Here is a 15779-nt window from a genome sequence, read left to right as displayed (position 1 = left end):
ACTCAATAAACAAGCCTGCATTCGCAGGCTTTTTACTCTATGTCACCCGCATTAATTCGTCTTCTGCTGGCGGGATAAACCTTCCCTCGCCACCAGTTGTAACCAATTTTGGATCAATGCAGAGTTAGCACTGTGGCGGCGATAGGCACCAAATAGCGGTCGTTTCAGGCCTTCTTGGCCGAGTTTTACCGTAGCGAGACTCAGTCCATGTCCTTCATTAATCGACCAGCTTGGCAGTGCGGCTATGCCGTCTTTACAGGCGATGCGTTGCAATAACATCATGGTTAAATCACAGGTTTTTTGCTCGCCCGCCTCTATGCCCGCAGGCTCTAAAAAGTGGCGATAAATATCTAAACGTGTCAACGGCACTGGATAACTGATAATAGGCAAGTGTGCTAATTGCTTAGGTGTGACATAGGCTTCTTTCGCTAAAGGATGATCCTTAGCAACCACTAACTTCACTTCAAAATCAAACAAATGCTGGTAGGCGAGTGAATGCCCAGGCACAGGATCTGAGGTTAATACAATATCCAGTTCACCCATTTCTAAGGCATTGAGCGAGTCGAACAGATGACGGCTCGACAAGTCTAACTCGGCTGCCGGATGATCTTGCCTAAATTGCTCCATTACAGGCATTAACCAGCGAAAACAGCTATGGCACTCAATGCCGACACGCAACTGATTGGTTTCGGTTTCCAGCCCATTCTTCAAATCTGTCTCGGTTTCTAACACCTTAGGCAAAATTTCTTCGGCCAGATGCAGCAGGCGTGCACCTTCTTGGGTGAATGACAGTGGCTTACTCTTACGCACAAAAATGGGCGAGTTAATCCTTTGCTCCAGCTCCTTAATCTGGTGGGAGAGGGCGGATTGAGTGACAAAACGTTTTTTGGCTGCGCCCGCCAAACTGCCGCTTTCTTTCAGGGCCATTAAGGTTCGCAGGTGTCTTAGTTCGATCATGTTCACTCCAAGTGAATTTCGCTCATGTTGTGCTTGAAATCAATTCGGTTGCTGGAATAGAGACTAACACAATAAACTTCTAGACGTCCAGACGCCCATTGTTATTTATCAGGCTGAAGTGCTGAAAAGTGCCAAGAGAAAACAATCTGGTGGGTGTAAGTGCCGAATATGGCTTATCTCAAATAAAGGAAGATAGAGTATGCAATTAAATAGTCTTGGGTTTCCCCGTATTGGGCGTCGTCGTGAATTGAAATTTGCCTTAGAAAAATACTGGCGTGGTGAGAGCACTCAGGCACAATTACGTGAAGTGGCGAGTGAACTTCGCCGCACCCATTGGCAGTGGCAAGCTGCTGCTGGCATTGAGCAAGTTCCCGTAGGTGATTTTGCCTTTTATGATCAAGTGCTGACCTTAAGCGCGACTTTAAATGCCATTCCTGATCGTCATCGTGGTGAAGGGGCAATCGATCTCGATACTTTATTCCGTGTTGCCCGCGGCAGAGCGCCAACGGGCCAAGATGCGCCAGCCTCTGAAATGACCAAGTATTTCAATACTAACTATCACTATCTGGTACCTGAGCTCAGCCAAAACCAAGAGTTTTCGATTGCCTATGAGCAGTTCTTTGATGAAGTTAGCGAAGCGCAGTCCTTAGGTTATAAAGCAAAACCTGTGCTACTCGGCCCTGTTAGCTACTTGTTCCTAGCTAAAACCGTGGGCCAAGAGTTTGATAAGTTAAGCTTATTACCCAATTTATTAGCTGCTTATGCTGACATTTTGGTGCGTTTTGCTGCTCTGGGAGTGCAATGGGTACAGCTCGATGAGCCCATTCTCGCATTGGAATTGGATGGCGAATGGCAAGCGGCGATGACTGAGGCGTATCAAGCCCTCAGCACTGCGAAGGTGAAGATCCTTCTTACCAGTTATTACGGCGGTATCGCACACCATCAAGCGCTGGTATCGGCCTTGCCGGTCGCGGGGTTGCATGTCGATTTAGTCACAGCGCCGGATCAATTGGCAGTCTTTGCCCATGCGCTTGGTCGAGATCAAATTTTGTCGGTGGGTGTGGTCAATGGTCGCAACGTGTGGGCGGCAGAGGCGGATTTGATTGCCGAACGCATAGGCGCGGTTGCCCGTGATCTCGGAGATCGCTTGTGGATCGGTACTTCTTGCTCACTCCTGCACAGCCCTGTGGATTTAGATGTGGAAGCCACGCTTGAGCCCGCGCTGCGTCAACAACTCGCGTTTGCGAAGCAAAAATTACTTGAACTGGCCAATGTGCGCCAATTGCTACTGGCACCTGAATCTATCGCGGCAAAAGAGATTGTGCAAACCAGTTTGGCGCGCCGCGAGGCGAAAGCGCAGGCTGCCGACAGTCAAGTGATTGCCCGCGTTGCCGCGTTGACATCTGCCGATTATGAGCGCGTCAGTGATTTCACCGTACGCCAAGCAGTGCAGCAGCAGAAATACCGTTTACCTCTGTTGCCGACCACCACCATTGGCTCCTTCCCACAAACACCTGCAATCCGTGGACTACGCAGTCGTTGGCGCAAGGGCGATCTGAGTGATGCACAATATACAGAGCAATTACAACAAGTCACCCGCGATACTATCGACCGCCAGCTTAAACTCGGTATCGATGTGCTGGTTCATGGTGAGGCCGAGCGCAACGATATGGTGGAATACTTTGGTGAGCAGCTTGCGGGCGTTGGCTTTACCAAAAATGGTTGGGTGCAAAGCTATGGTTCACGCTGTGTTAAGCCGCCGTTGATCTATGGTGATGTTAGTCGTCCAAAGGCGATGACGGTTGATTGGGCCGAGTTTGCCCAAAGTCTCACCGACAAACCTGTAAAAGGCATGTTAACTGGTCCTGTGACGATTCTGCATTGGTCATTCGCCCGTGAAGATATCGGCCGCGATGTGATTGCGACTCAGCTGGCGCTGGCGATCCGTGATGAAGTGGTGGACTTACAAAATGCCGGTATTGGTATTATACAAATCGATGAGCCCGCCTTCCGTGAAGGTCTGCCATTGAAACAAAGTGAATGGCAAGCCTACTTAGATTGGGCGGTGAATGCCTTTAAACTCAGCGCTGCTGGCGTGACTGATGAGACTCAAATCCACACCCACATGTGTTACAGCGAGTTTAACGACACGATTGCCGCGATTGCCGCCATGGATGCCGATGTGATTACTATCGAGACTTCGCGTTCACGGATGGAGTTACTCAACGCCTTTGAAGATTTTGAATATCCCAATGAAATCGGCCCCGGTGTGTATGACATTCACTCGCCAAACACTCCAAGTGTGGAGGCCATGGTGTACTTAATCGAGAAAGCGGCGCAAAAAGTGCCCGTACGTCAGCTGTGGGTCAACCCAGATTGTGGCCTAAAAACCCGTACTTGGGATGAAGTCGAACCCGCATTGAAAAACATGGTCGATGCCACGCGAGAACTACGTCGCCGCCTTAGTTAATATTATGCTTGAGTGAAATATTTTTTATTGATCTTATTGAGTTAGTAACAGCGGATGCTTATGCATCCGTTGTCTTTTATTTATTGCCGACTGACTTAAGCATCTCGCGGTAAGCCTTTTTCGATAATGCGCACCATGCGCTCGGTTTTGCGGCGGGCTTTTTGTTGTTCAGTTGTGGTGCTTTCAGCAAGGCGCGATTGCTGGGCATTAAGCGCCCATTCAATATGCTCACGCACTATCTCATCGATATCTTCGCTGTGATTGCGGGCGTTAAGTGCGGCAATAATGCTTGTGCTTGCGGGAGCGTTACCCAGTGCTACTGCAATATTACGTAGCCAACGTTTATGTCCAATGCGGCGAATGGCGCTGCCTTCAGTTTGTTTAAGAAACTCGGCCTCGCTCCAAGCAAAAAGGCTGAGAAGGTCTGGTTGCTTTAACTGCGGACGAATATGAAAGTCAGTTTCTTCAGTCAGCGGCGCTTGGCGATTGATGGGACACGCGAGTTGGCAATCATCGCAGCCATAGATGCGATTGCCCATGAGTGGCCTAAATTCTTCGGGAATAGCGCCCTGCAGTTCAATGGTGAGATAGGAAATACAGCGCCTGCCATCGACCACATAAGGTTCTACGATTGCACCCGTTGGGCAGGAGGTGATGCAGGCGACACAAGTGTTACAGCCTTCTTGAATGGGAATATCCACAGGTAGAGGCAAATTGATCAGTAGCTCACCTAAAAAGAACCAACTGCCAGCCTCATGGTTGAGTATGAGTGAGTGTTTACCTGTCCAGCCTATACCGGCTTTTTCGGCTAAGGGGCGCTCAAGTACAGGGGCTGAGTCAACAAAGGGGCGAAAGTCAGCGGCATCGAAACCGAGAGAAACTAACTCTGCACTGATTTGATCCCCCAGCTTTTTAAGCCGAGCGCGGATCAACTTGTGGTAGTCGCGACCTCCTGCATAACGGGAAATATAACCTAAGTTGGGATCGGTGAGATTCGTTGCAAAGCCAGCTTCGGGTGGTAAATAGTCCATCCGTACGGAGATCACCCGCACTGTGCCCGGATGCAGTTCTTGCGGGCGAGCGCGCATCATGCCATGGGTGGCCATATAGGCCATTTCGCCATGAAAACCTTTGTCTAGCCATGCTTGAAGTTTGGCTTCTTCAGCGGTTAAATCCGTATCGCAAATGCCAACCTGCGCAAATCCGAGTGCTTTTCCCCACGTTTTAATTTGCAGAGCGAGCCGCGACAGCATGCTGGCATAGGATTGGCTTGGGGTTTGATTGGCTAAAGTTGACATGAATTGATTGCAGCGAGGCTCTTGGCTAGGTGGCAATATGATAGCAGTTTTCACTTATTGAGGACGAGTTTACTCAGAAGGGGGCATGAGGCGATATTTTCTTTGGGGTATTTGTTTATTTGCAGTTGGGATTGAGTCTATGATTAGGTCTAATGTTTATCGTTTGGTATTCGTATGCTGAGTGCGTTTCCCCTTAGGGCGTGTTTTCTTGCGATGAGCTTATTAGGCTTGATGCCTAATCTTGTTTTTGCGGCGCCTGACAAGTTGAAATTGGTGACCGAAGCTTGGCCTCCCATGAGTTACGAGCAAAATGGTGTGCCGCAAGGTTTTGCGGTGGACTTAGTCAATACCTTGCAATCAAGACTGGGTCAGAGTGAAAAAATCGATGTGTTACCTTGGGCTCGGGCGTATTCGATTGCCAATACCTCTGCGAACGTTTTACTTTTTGCTACGTCAATTAATGATGAGCGAGCTGAGCAGTTTGATTTTATCGGTCCTATTGCGACCAGCAAAATTGCATTGTACGCAAGGGCGGCAGATCCCATAGCTCTCGATCAACTTGCTGAACTTCAATCGACAGATATTGTGGGGGTTTATCGGGAATCGGCGGGTGCGCAGTTGCTACAACAAGCGGGCGTGGATAATTTGCTGGTGGCGAGTTTTCCACAGCAATCGGCGAAACAGTTGCTGTTTTCTCGAATTCGTTTTTGGTGCCAAGCGGATCTTGCGGTAAAGCAGATACTCGAAGAAGTAGGCGCGAGTGAGACAGATATCCGCCAAGTGTTTGTAGTATCGGAGATTAATCTCTATTTAGCTTTTTCTAAAGGGACATCGGCGGCAACCGTTATCAGTTGGCAAACAGAGCTAGAGAAAATGAAAGACTCAGGTGAATTTAGTCGTTTGTATCAGACATGGTTTGGCACTTTGCCACCGCCATTACAACATCAAGTGTTTTGGCATAAGGCCGTTTAATTCTCTTTTAAAGCCTCATTCTTGGCTGATTTCACACAATTTCTGCCCGCATTTTTAGCCTCATAAAGAGCATTGTCGGCCCGCTTTAGCAAGGTGGCAAAATCTTTATCTTGATATGCATCTTCAGTATTATTTTGTGGTTCTAAAGTGGCGACACCAGCGCTAACGGTTAATTTGAGTTCTGCTGGTAAATTCTGTGCGCTAAGGCGGCTAATATGGTTCTGCCATAGCGTTGCTGAGCGGCAGTAGAAGCAGCAATAAGGAGAATGATAAATACCTAAGTTGATGTAGCAAAAAAGATTCCTGTTCGCATTAAAATCAATAGCTAATTATTAGCTTAGCATAACTTGTTTGTTCATTTTTAATATAGATGTATAGCAATTTTGCATTCGGTTAATGATCAAGGTATAAACTCCGCCTTGGTTATTATCCCACAAAGGAATCACCCTTGAAGAAATTACTCTGTGCTGCATTATTCATGATAAGTGGCACTAGCTGGGCAGGCTCAGATTTAGAAACCTCTGGCGATGTATTGCATTTATTATTACCCGCTACTGCGATGGGTGCGACCTTGTTTTATGAAGAGGGTTATGATGGTAGTTGGCAGTTAATTCAGGCAGCGGTGTCGAGTCGGTTAATTGTTGAAGGTCTTAAGTATGGTGTGAGTAAAGACAGGCCAGACGATAGTGGCGATGATTCGTTTCCATCGGGTCATACCTCAGACAGCTTTATGGCGGCGACGTTTATTCAGCAGCGCTATGGTTGGCAATATGGTTTACCTGCCTATGTTGCCGCATCTTATGTGGGCTACACTCGAGTGGCGAGCGACCAGCATTACCTCGAGGATGTGTTAGCTGGCGCGGCGATTGGCGCGCTGGCGGGGTGGTATTTTACTCAACCCTATGAGGGGATTACAGTTACGCCGATTGCGGGTAACGGCGTTTATGGTTTATATGTGAGTGGCCAGTTTTAAGACTATTTTTGGGATGTGAATCGAGATTTTTATGAGCGAATTATCAGCTGTTTACCGCGAAACTGCCGAGCAGATTTCTTACAATGTTGCGAATAAAGTGTTACCAATGGCGAAATTACCGGGTGACTTATTAGCAGCGTACCAAGGTTTGTGTGCCGAACTGTTGGAAGACAGGGAAGGTAAATTTAGCCAAGCTTGGGCATCTTTACCTGCCAGTGCACGTAATCTAATGGAACAAGCCGCATTCCACGGTTTCTATATTGCTAATGCTTGGTTGCAATTGAGTCGTGTCGCCCAAGAAATTTCTGAGCAAGCCGATACCGATAGTGCAATCCAAGAGCAAGAATATAATGGCATTTTTACGCGCTTAGCCGATGAATCGCTCAAAGAAAGCCTACGTAAGTTGAAGAAAGCGCGTACCGATCGTGCTTTGCTCAATAGCTTTAAACAGGTGATGGCGCCTTAGTTTTTATTGAAATCAGCACAGAGTCAGAAAATTAAAAAGCCCGTTACTGTAAAGTAACGGGCTTTTTGCTGGCACAAACCCTTAGCTAAAGCTGCGTTGCCACGACTTAAGTCGCGGCAACGTTATTGCTTAGAACGAAGTGCGTTTGTAGCGGCGATATTCTGGACTCCAGAAATTGCCTTCAATTGATTGTTGTAAGATTTCATCGCTCATTGGCAGCGTTAACCCTTGTTCAACTGCGACTTTACCTACGGCGAAAGCGATGTGTTTACTGACCGCGTGGATATCTTCGAGTTTAGGTAACAATGGGCCGCTACCGTCGATTGCCAGTGGCGAGCATTCTGCAAGTGCGCGACTTGAAGCCATCAACATGGCATCGGATACATGACGTGCGCCCGAAGCTAATACGCCTAAGCCAATACCTGGGAAGATAAAGCTGTTGTTGCACTGGGCTATTTCATAGGTTTCACCATCGACAACCACAGGTTCGAATGGGCTGCCCGTAGCGACGAGTGCTTGACCTGAGGTCCAATGCAAAATGTCCTTCGGTGTCGCTTCTACGCGACTGGTCGGGTTCGACATAGGGAAAATAATCGGCCGAGCACAATGGCTGTGCATAGCACGGATGATTTCTTCGGTGAAGAGTCCTGGAACGCCAGATACCCCAATCAGCACTGTCGGCTTGGCGTTGTTAACCACATCGAGCAGTGAAATATTGTCGCTGAAATTGCTCCAATTTTGGATGTTGGTGCATTTCTGCGCCAATTTTTGCTGGAATGGCAACAGGTTAGGCATGTTGTCGAGCAATAAGCCCCAACGGTCAACCATACACACTTGAGTGCGAGCTTGCTCGTCGCTGATCCCTTCAGACACCATTTGTGCCACGATAGCTTCGGCAATACCGCAACCAGCACTACCAGCACCGAGGAAGGCGATACGTTGTTGATTCAATTCAGTGCCCGCAGCCTTACACGCGGCGAGCAAGCAACCAACGGCAACCGCAGCAGTGCCTTGAATATCATCGTTAAAGCAGCAATAGCGATCTTTATAACGCTCTAGGATCGGCATGGCATTCTTTTGGGCAAAGTCTTCGAACTGGATCAAAGTATCCGGCCAACGCACATGTACAGCTTGCATAAAGGCTTCGATAAACTCGGCGTATTCTTCACCACCGATGCGTGGATGGCGCCAACCCATATACATAGGATCTTCTAACAACTGCGGATTATCTGTGCCTACATCTAAGGTAATAGGCAGGGTATAAGCCGGACTGATACCGCCACAGCTAGTGTAGAGTGACAGCTTACCGATAGGGATCCCCATGCCGCCAATACCTTGATCGCCAAGGCCTAAAATACGTTCACCATCAGTGACTACGATAATTTTAACTTTTTGACGAGTCGAGTTATTGAGGATGTCATCGATCCTATCTTTGTTCGGATAGGAGATAAACAAACCACGGTTGCGGCGATAGTTTTTCGAGAAACGTTCACAAGCTAAACCTACCGTCGGCGTATAGATGATGGGCATCATCTCGCTGATGTTATTTTGCACTAAACGATAAAATAAGGTCTCGTTTGTGTCTTGGATATTACGTAGGTAAATGTGCTTGTCTAAGTCGTTATTGAAACTTCTAAATTGATCGTAGGCGCGAGAAGCCTGCTCCTCAATCGTTTCAATGGCATAGGGGACTAAGCCTTCGAGGTTAAAGAAAATACGCTCTTCTTCAGAAAATGCACTGCCCTTGTTAATCAGTGGGGCTTCAAGAATGGCAGGTCCTGCAAACGGAAGATAGAGGGGGCGTTTATTATCGTCCATGGGTAACCTTTTGAGTTATTGTTTAAGTGGTCAATACGTGCTGTAAGTCACGTAAGGTTATCATGAAATGTGATCTTTGTTGTCCGTGGAACGAGGTATTTGTGGTTTTTTTTGCAGCAGTAAAAAAGTCAGCTGTTTTAAACAGGATTTCTGAGGTTGTTGAGATGGAATTGTTAAGGTCTTGTTTATATCCAAACAAGCTCAGGTGTAGATAAAAACGGATATAAAAAAACGCAGCCTAAGCTGCGTTTTATGTCATAAGTTTAGCGTTATACGCCGCGATACTTAAGTGATAAGCCGCGGATAAAGTTACGCAGTATTTGATCGCCACACTCTTTAAAATTCTTGTGGTCTGGATTGCGGAACAGGGCGCTTAGCTCTGATTTTGACATTTGCACTTCGGCTAAAGCCAAAGCTGCTACTATGTCTTCTTCACGCATTTCGAGGGCAACTCTCAGCTTTTTAAAGATGAGGTTGTTGTTTAAACGTGAAACGGGCGCTGGAATTTCTGCACCTTCACGTAGACCGCGCTTCTCTATGATAAGACCATCTAAAAATTGACATAAGGTCGTGTCGTTACAAGCTTTATAACCTTCTTCCTCTTCTTTACGTAGAAGATCAATCATCTCTTCGACAGGCACTTCTCTTCCAGCTTTAGCAAAAATTTTAATCATTTTTGCATTGCTAAAATCAAACACGAAGCGCAAACGGCGCAAAATATCATTATTAATCATGGTCATCTCTTGGCGCGGCTGCGCTGTCTGGTTTAAGAGCCCGCATTATATACCCAAACCACCTTAATTGCAGAATTCAGCGGGAATTTAATGGCAGTTAGTTAAGGCCATTTATTGCTCCGGCATAAACATTCTGGGCAATTAACCTTTAATGATGTTGTACCAATAGATAAACAGTGCCGCGAAAATCAGTAGATAAATCAGGCCAAACCAAGAGAGGAGTTTCATCTTAGTCCCATATCTGTCTGTCTCGGGAAGCTGTTTGCTGGTCATTAAGCGGTAATTTAACCAAGCAAAAATGACTGTGGTCATAAAGGCCAAGATCATCACAAACTCGAGTAACGGTAAGAGTGCACCTTTAAAGAAGAGGATCAGCAATAAGCCAAAGGCACTGATGGCGAGCATAATCCCTGTGAGGCGTTTGTCTGAACTGGTCTTTGAGGTGAGTAACTGCCAGCCCATATCTAAGGTACGGCTATAGCCATCAATCACTGTTACTGTTGTGCTGAAAATACACAGAAATGCCACAATACCAATAAGATAACGACTCTCGCCGCCCATCACTTGGCTGTAAAGATTAATCAATTGATTAGCAAACTGTGCGCCGGAATCTGAAAAGTGTTCGCCACTGCCGTGCATCACTAAAGCGCCCAAGGACAAAAACACGATCGCGAGGATCGCAGTGATGATATAGCCTAAGTTAAAGTCGAGCAGTGCCTGCGCTTTCGTGACCGTCTGGCTTTTTTGTTTTTCGAGCAACCAGAGAGAATTCCAAGCGCTGACTTCAATCGGTGCTGGCATCCAACCCATCATGGCGACCAAAAATCCCACATGGGCCCATTGCCAAGGTGAAGGAGAGACAAAATTGCTCGCTAATGGTTGAGCGTGATCCCAAGCCAAGGCCACGGCAATTAAGGTGGTTAAGGTTAGGGCGAACATGATGATCTTAGTGAGTCTATCAAGCAGTTGATAATGGCCTAAAATCAGTAAAGCCAATGAACTCAGCAATACCAGTAGGGCTAACCAATCGATGGGGAGCGGAATAAATTGGGTCAACATAGCGGCGGTTAACATGCACACCCCTGCTGTACTGGCAATGGCGGCGATCACATTGAGCCCAGTAAACAGCAGTAAGTAACCTCGGCCCTGTTTTTGGTAGCCGTGCAGTAGACTCTCCCCTGTGGCAGCTGTGTAGCGTGCGCCAGCTGCAAAGAAGGGATACTTAAGTAAATTCACCCCAAGAATAACCCAAGCCAGTTGCCAACCAAATTCGGCGCCCGCCCGAGTCGAGGCGACTAAATGGGATGCGCCAATCGCCGCTGCGGCCATAAGAACACCTGGGCCCATGGCTTTAATGCCGAGAGTTAGGTGTGTCATCCAAGAGGATGAAGGAGAAGTTACTGAAGATTCTGTCATGTCGTTATTAAAAATGCCTGTTGAAAATTAATCTGGGGAATCGAATAAGCCCTCATGCGAAGGCTGCGCTCATGTAAAAGCTGCGCTAACGCTAAGTGAGTGGCTCAACATTAAAGGTAAAGTGATTGAACTAAAAGTTGTTTTATTCAATTTATCCGTTTAATTTTTGGCTGAGTAAAGTTTCAATGCGTTTTAAGCTTGCAGCCATTTCGGCTACGATTTGTAACAGCGTATTATCTGGCTGTGCCGATGGGATTGTTGGGTGCAAGGGTTGGGTAAGCCGTTCTTTTTGTTCTAATACGCGGGTTCTAAATTGAGGCGCATCGACTATGCCGACTAAGCTTATCAATGCGCCTGCGCCCGATTGCCCTGCGGTTTCTACCGTGAGTTTATGCAGACCAAATAGGCGCATAATTGGGCCTTGGATCAATGCCATATCGGTAATTTTGTCCAAAGGCACTGTGTTTTCAGTACGAGTTAATATGCCCCTCCTGACAATAAGTTTATTGCTGGTGAGCTGCGCACTCATGTTGTTAATATAGCGGCGAGTCCCCCACAGCCCTATTGGAAACCAAAGTAATAACAAGGGAATACCTATTATGCTCAGGCTGAAATAGGCGGCCCCTGAAAGCAACCAATACCAACCTAAATGGGGTTCAAACTCTGCTTGATAAATAATCTTGTCTTCCATATTTCTTCCTTTAATTCTGATATTCAAATACTGCGACTTGTCTTGTAGGTTGAATCTTTAGTGCCTAGACCTTCTTTGATTCTCGTATGAGGAAAATACACCGCCTCAAATGTAACAAAAGTTTAACTTTTTATATCTCTGCCATTGACTTTGGTTTGTAACTCATTACCTTGTTTATTGTTAATTTAGGGTTTTCTTATTGTTTAAATAATTTTAATGAGATAAATAAAACAAGGGAAATGTATGAACAGACCTCAGATTCTACCCAGTGCTTGTGCAATCGCAATTGCTATGGCATGTGCGCCAACAGTGGCCCATGCTGCCGATAAAGGTGCAGAAAAAGTTGAACGTATTGAAGTAACGGGTTCCCGTATTAAACGTACCGATATTGAAGGCCCTTCCCCTATTCAATCGATCAGTAAAGACGATATTGCCAATATGGGATTTGATAACCTGCAGCAATTACTTGAACGCATGCCTGCCAATGGTGCTGGCGCGTTTTCTACCCGAGGAAACAGCCAAGATTCAACCGCCAACGGCGGCGCATCTATCAGTCTACGTGGTTTAGGCCCAGACGCGACCTTAGTGTTAATTAACGGTCGTCGTGTTGCGGCGAGTGCTTTTGCCGAAGGTATCACTAATTCCTTTGTTGATATCAATAATATTCCGGTATCAGCTATTGAACGTATCGACATACTGAAGGACGGTGCATCGGCTATTTATGGTTCTGATGCGATCGCGGGTGTGGTTAACATTGTTCTGAAAAAAGATATTGAAGGCATTGAGGTCAATCTTGGTTACGGTGATGCTTCAGGCACTGGCTACGATGAAACTACAGCGAATATGGTGTGGGGGATGAAGTCCGATAAGGGTAGCGCATCGGTTATCCTCGACTATTTCAAAAATGATACTTTAGCTGCGACTGATTTAGGACGTTTTGGTGTTTCAAATCAATCACCTTATGGTGGTGAAGATTTTCGTTCTTCCCGTGGTTTTCCTGGGTATTTCTATGTTGATGGTGTTAAAACTATCGACCCTGCTTGTCCCGCTGATAGTGCAACCGCGAGTGGAAGTTGTTTATTTGAGTACGGCTCATACAATTTTGTTGCGCCGGCTGCGGAGCGCGTAGGGGCTATTGGCCAATTTGACTATCATTTTAATGATGATTTAACAGCATTTTTAGAGTTAGCGGCGCAGCACAATACCTCAATCGCAGGTGGAGCACCGACACCACTTGACGAGGATGCTGGTTTAACTGTACCTGGATCTCACCCGAATAATCCTTGGGGGAAAGATATTGAAATTGGTCGCTTCCGTACGGTTGATGCGGGGGCGCGACGCTGGGATATTGAATCCGATAGTTTACGTTTAGTTGCTGGTTTACGCGGTGTAGTAAAAGAGTGGGATTGGGAAGCTTCTGTTCAAAAAGGTCGCAGTGAGTCGACTCAAACGGGTGATCGCAGCCAAGGCTGGGTAAGAACAGATTATTTGCAACGTGAAATTGATGCGGGTCGTTACAATCCTTTCGGCGGCACGATGAACTCACAAGAGGTCATTGACGCTATTACCACCAGTTTAGTACGCCAAGGTTTGTCAAACATGACATCTTATGCGGCTAACATATCTGGTCAAGCATTTACCTTGGCCGGTCGCGACATCATGATGGCGGCGGGAGCTGAATATCGCGAAGAAGATGTCAGTGATGTGCCCGATGAGCAATTCCAACGTGGATTGATTTTTGGTACTGAAGCTGTCTCTGCGGCGGCATCCCGTGAGCAATATGCCGCTTATATGGAATTATCTATTCCAGTCACGGATAACTTCGAGTTGCAACTCGCTGGTCGATATGATCATTACAGCGATTTTGGTTCAACGACTAACCCTAAAGTCGCCTTTCAATGGGGAGTGACTGACGAGCTAACGGCGCGCGCGTCTTGGTCTACGGGCTTCCGTGCACCCTCGTTAGCGCAAATCGGTCTTGGTCCATCTCGCGAAAGTAGTTTCTTTGTCGATACTTACCGTTGCGCTGCCGATAATGTTGACTGTGAAGCCTTAGATTACAACACTGAATTTGAAGGTAACTCTGAGCTGGATGCTGAAGAATCCGAAACTTGGAACGTCGGTATGATTTGGGCGCCGAGTCAGACGTTTGATGTGGGTTTTGATATCTTTAGCATCACGCAAGACAACAAAATTGATAAACAGCCATTAGGCGATATCTATACTGCAAATTGCAACGATCAAAATAGCACTGTGTGCGAGCGCTTAGCGCCACAGCTAGGTCAAACTTTAGGTCCGATCAGTATTATCCATTCAAGCTTTATCAACTTAAGCTCTCAAGATGTACAAGGGATGGATGTTTCTAGTCATTATGGTTTTGAGCTAGATAGCTATGGGGATTTGAAGTTTGGCTTAGAGTACAGCTACTTACATAATTTTGAGAAAGATGGTCTGGATTACACGGGTGAGTATAAGTTCCCTCAACATCGCTGGTTACTCACCACTAACTGGACTATGGATAATTTTGCCGCCAATATTAATTTGAGTTACATCGGTGAATTTGAAGATACCCCAGATATCAATTTCGATGGTGTACTTGATTTTGAAAGTAATAAGTCTCGTATGATCGACTCTCAATTATTGGTCGACATGTCTGGTACTTATCGCTTCAATGAAATGTTCAAGCTGACACTAGGCGTGAACAACGTATTTGATGAAGAGCCACCATTTGCTATCGGTGACGGTGATACGGATCTCTACGGCTATGTTATTTCAGTACATAATCCTATGGGCCGCTACATTTACACTAAATTCACGATGAACTTCTAACTACCGCTTAGCGTCATTTCATTCGGAATGGCGCGTCATTTATGATGGGTGGTGTGATTTCTAATAAAAAAGGCCAATAATGATATTGGCCTTTATTTTTATAGGGTTAAACTTGTGACGGTTGAGTTTATAACTGAGTCGCTGCCCACTTTGCGCGACTTTCGCGGCTTTCACTCATTTTGGTCGGTTCACGGAAGGCTTTGTAGGCCTCCACGTCGAGAGCCACTAGGCTGACGTCGACTTCTAGGACCAGTTTGCACTCTTTCTTAATGCGCCAAGCTGCCGTGTTGTACAGCTCAGTAAAAGGCAGTGAACTTAAGAATTCGGGGTTGTATTGTGTGTAAACCGCTTGAGTGGGGTAGACCACGAAGGCTAAGTGACGCTTAGGTTCTTTCTTAAATAGTTCTTCGATACCATCGCAGGTGTTGAGCACTTGCATCTCAATGATGTCATCAATATCAAGCAGTTTCTTTTGCGCCAGCTCAGGTGCCAGTTGTTCACCGCTTTCCCAGGCGAGTACATCGGCTTCGCTATGGTTAGTCAGAGCACCAACTTGAGCCGCGCTTAAGCTGAGTGACTGGCGTAAGTAGCTCATTTCGATGGCATTCAAGCCAATGTTCTTAGACATAATCGTGTTCTCAATGCAATAAAAGTAAAATTAGTATTTGATCTTTAACCAGATTTCTTCAACCCATTCCCAAAACGACTCCCAATAGATATCGGTAAAGTCGCCGTTTTTCCAGAAATGTACTTGACCATCTTGGTCGATACAGTAAAAAGCATCACCCTGCTGACAAATGGCAATCATGTCCCTTGGCATACCGATGGACCACGCATAGCAAGTCACTTCGGGCAGGTAGGTGTGCGAGTAGGGATCCGATGCTGTTACTGGTTCTATCGTGCCGTAAATCACATCACTGGCATACAGCAAGTATTCTTTTAGCTCCCTTGGCAATGAAATCAGGATTTGCTCTTCGACTTCGACGAGCTGCTCAAATGTGGGTAATTCGAGTGGTACAGGAACAGTTTCGCTGCGTTCTTGGAGTTGCTCAATAATGTCGTGCATGGCATTTCCTGCTGATAGGGCTATGGCGCGGGATTATATACTCAAATGGCACTTTGATGCGAGAGAGTGCTTTTTTACACCTTATTATT

13 protein-coding genes and 1 pseudogene are annotated in these 15779 nt (G+C 46.4%); 5 read left to right on the top strand and 9 right to left on the bottom strand.

The window, feature by feature from the left end; all coding sequences use genetic code 11:
- Positions 1 to 51 precede the first annotated feature (51 nt).
- Positions 52 to 957 (bottom strand): LysR family transcriptional regulator, encoded by a 906-nt coding sequence (locus L5M28_RS16325; protein ID WP_105250171.1) that lies wholly within the window; start codon positions 955 to 957, stop codon positions 52 to 54.
- Positions 958 to 1156: 199 nt separating this feature from the next.
- Here L5M28_RS16325 and metE point away from each other — a divergent pair, with 199 nt between their 5' ends.
- Entirely contained in the window at positions 1157 to 3427 is a 2271-nt protein-coding gene (metE, locus tag L5M28_RS16320) for a 5-methyltetrahydropteroyltriglutamate--homocysteine S-methyltransferase (protein WP_263203942.1), read from the top strand.
- A 95-nt stretch (positions 3428 to 3522) separates the two neighbouring features.
- Here metE and queG read toward each other — a convergent pair whose 3' ends face one another.
- Positions 3523 to 4725 carry a tRNA epoxyqueuosine(34) reductase QueG gene (gene queG / locus L5M28_RS16315; RefSeq protein WP_263203940.1) on the bottom strand — a complete coding sequence of 401 codons (1203 nt, stop codon included), beginning with the start codon at positions 4723 to 4725 and terminating at the stop codon, positions 3523 to 3525.
- Positions 4726 to 4899: 174 nt separating this feature from the next.
- Between queG and L5M28_RS16310 the strand changes: the two genes are divergently transcribed.
- Positions 4900 to 5697: a substrate-binding periplasmic protein gene (locus L5M28_RS16310; protein WP_028761670.1), complete on the top strand. Its 798-nt coding sequence runs from the start codon at positions 4900 to 4902 to the stop codon at positions 5695 to 5697.
- On the opposite strand, the pseudogene L5M28_RS16305 reads toward L5M28_RS16310, so the two are convergent.
- Positions 5694 to 5924, bottom strand: a pseudogene (locus L5M28_RS16305) (diguanylate cyclase domain-containing protein); the annotation flags it as partial. The gene L5M28_RS16310 and the pseudogene L5M28_RS16305 sit on opposite strands and share 4 nt — an antisense overlap.
- A 221-nt stretch (positions 5925 to 6145) precedes the next feature.
- Here L5M28_RS16305 and L5M28_RS16300 point away from each other — a divergent pair.
- Complete coding sequence (locus L5M28_RS16300) at positions 6146 to 6670, top strand: phosphatase PAP2 family protein (RefSeq protein WP_263203938.1); 525 nt, start codon at positions 6146 to 6148, stop codon at positions 6668 to 6670.
- Positions 6671 to 6701: 31 nt separating this feature from the next.
- Positions 6702 to 7136: a DUF3069 domain-containing protein gene (locus L5M28_RS16295; protein ID WP_105250165.1), complete on the top strand. Its 435-nt coding sequence runs from the start codon at positions 6702 to 6704 to the stop codon at positions 7134 to 7136.
- A gap of 129 nt (positions 7137 to 7265) precedes the next feature.
- Here L5M28_RS16295 and L5M28_RS16290 read toward each other — a convergent pair whose 3' ends face one another.
- The 4 genes from L5M28_RS16290 to L5M28_RS16275 all read right to left on the bottom strand — a co-directional run bounded on the left by L5M28_RS16290 (position 7266) and on the right by L5M28_RS16275 (position 11795).
- Positions 7266 to 8954: an NAD-dependent malic enzyme gene (locus tag L5M28_RS16290; protein ID WP_263203935.1), complete on the bottom strand. Its 1689-nt coding sequence runs from the start codon at positions 8952 to 8954 to the stop codon at positions 7266 to 7268.
- Between the two features lie 269 nt (positions 8955 to 9223).
- A complete protein-coding gene (locus L5M28_RS16285) occupies positions 9224 to 9688 on the bottom strand; it encodes a DUF1456 family protein (RefSeq protein WP_168824742.1) in 465 nt (154 codons plus the stop codon).
- A gap of 141 nt (positions 9689 to 9829) precedes the next feature.
- Positions 9830 to 11104, bottom strand: a complete 1275-nt coding sequence (locus L5M28_RS16280; RefSeq protein ID WP_263181952.1) for an Nramp family divalent metal transporter — start codon at positions 11102 to 11104, stop codon at positions 9830 to 9832.
- 151 nt (positions 11105 to 11255) lie between these two features.
- Positions 11256 to 11795 (bottom strand): PH domain-containing protein, encoded by a 540-nt coding sequence (locus tag L5M28_RS16275; RefSeq protein WP_263203933.1) that lies wholly within the window; start codon positions 11793 to 11795, stop codon positions 11256 to 11258.
- A 243-nt stretch (positions 11796 to 12038) separates the two neighbouring features.
- Between L5M28_RS16275 and L5M28_RS16270 the strand changes: the two genes are divergently transcribed.
- Complete coding sequence (locus tag L5M28_RS16270; RefSeq protein WP_131523744.1) at positions 12039 to 14624, top strand: TonB-dependent receptor; 2586 nt, start codon at positions 12039 to 12041, stop codon at positions 14622 to 14624.
- A 127-nt stretch (positions 14625 to 14751) separates the two neighbouring features.
- On the opposite strand, the gene L5M28_RS16265 is transcribed toward L5M28_RS16270, so the two are convergent.
- Positions 14752 to 15252, bottom strand: a complete 501-nt coding sequence (locus L5M28_RS16265; protein WP_198571879.1) for a DUF4447 family protein — start codon at positions 15250 to 15252, stop codon at positions 14752 to 14754.
- Between the two features lie 30 nt (positions 15253 to 15282).
- Positions 15283 to 15690, bottom strand: a complete 408-nt coding sequence (locus L5M28_RS16260) for an SMI1/KNR4 family protein (RefSeq protein WP_113939053.1) — start codon at positions 15688 to 15690, stop codon at positions 15283 to 15285.
- Between the last annotated feature and the right edge of the window lie 89 nt (positions 15691 to 15779).

This window comes from Shewanella sp. SW32 (assembly GCF_025653365.1).
GTDB lineage: Bacteria > Pseudomonadota > Gammaproteobacteria > Enterobacterales > Shewanellaceae > Shewanella > Shewanella oncorhynchi.
The sequence above is the reverse complement of the archived record's forward strand: the minus strand, read 5'-3'. Positions and strand labels throughout refer to the sequence as shown.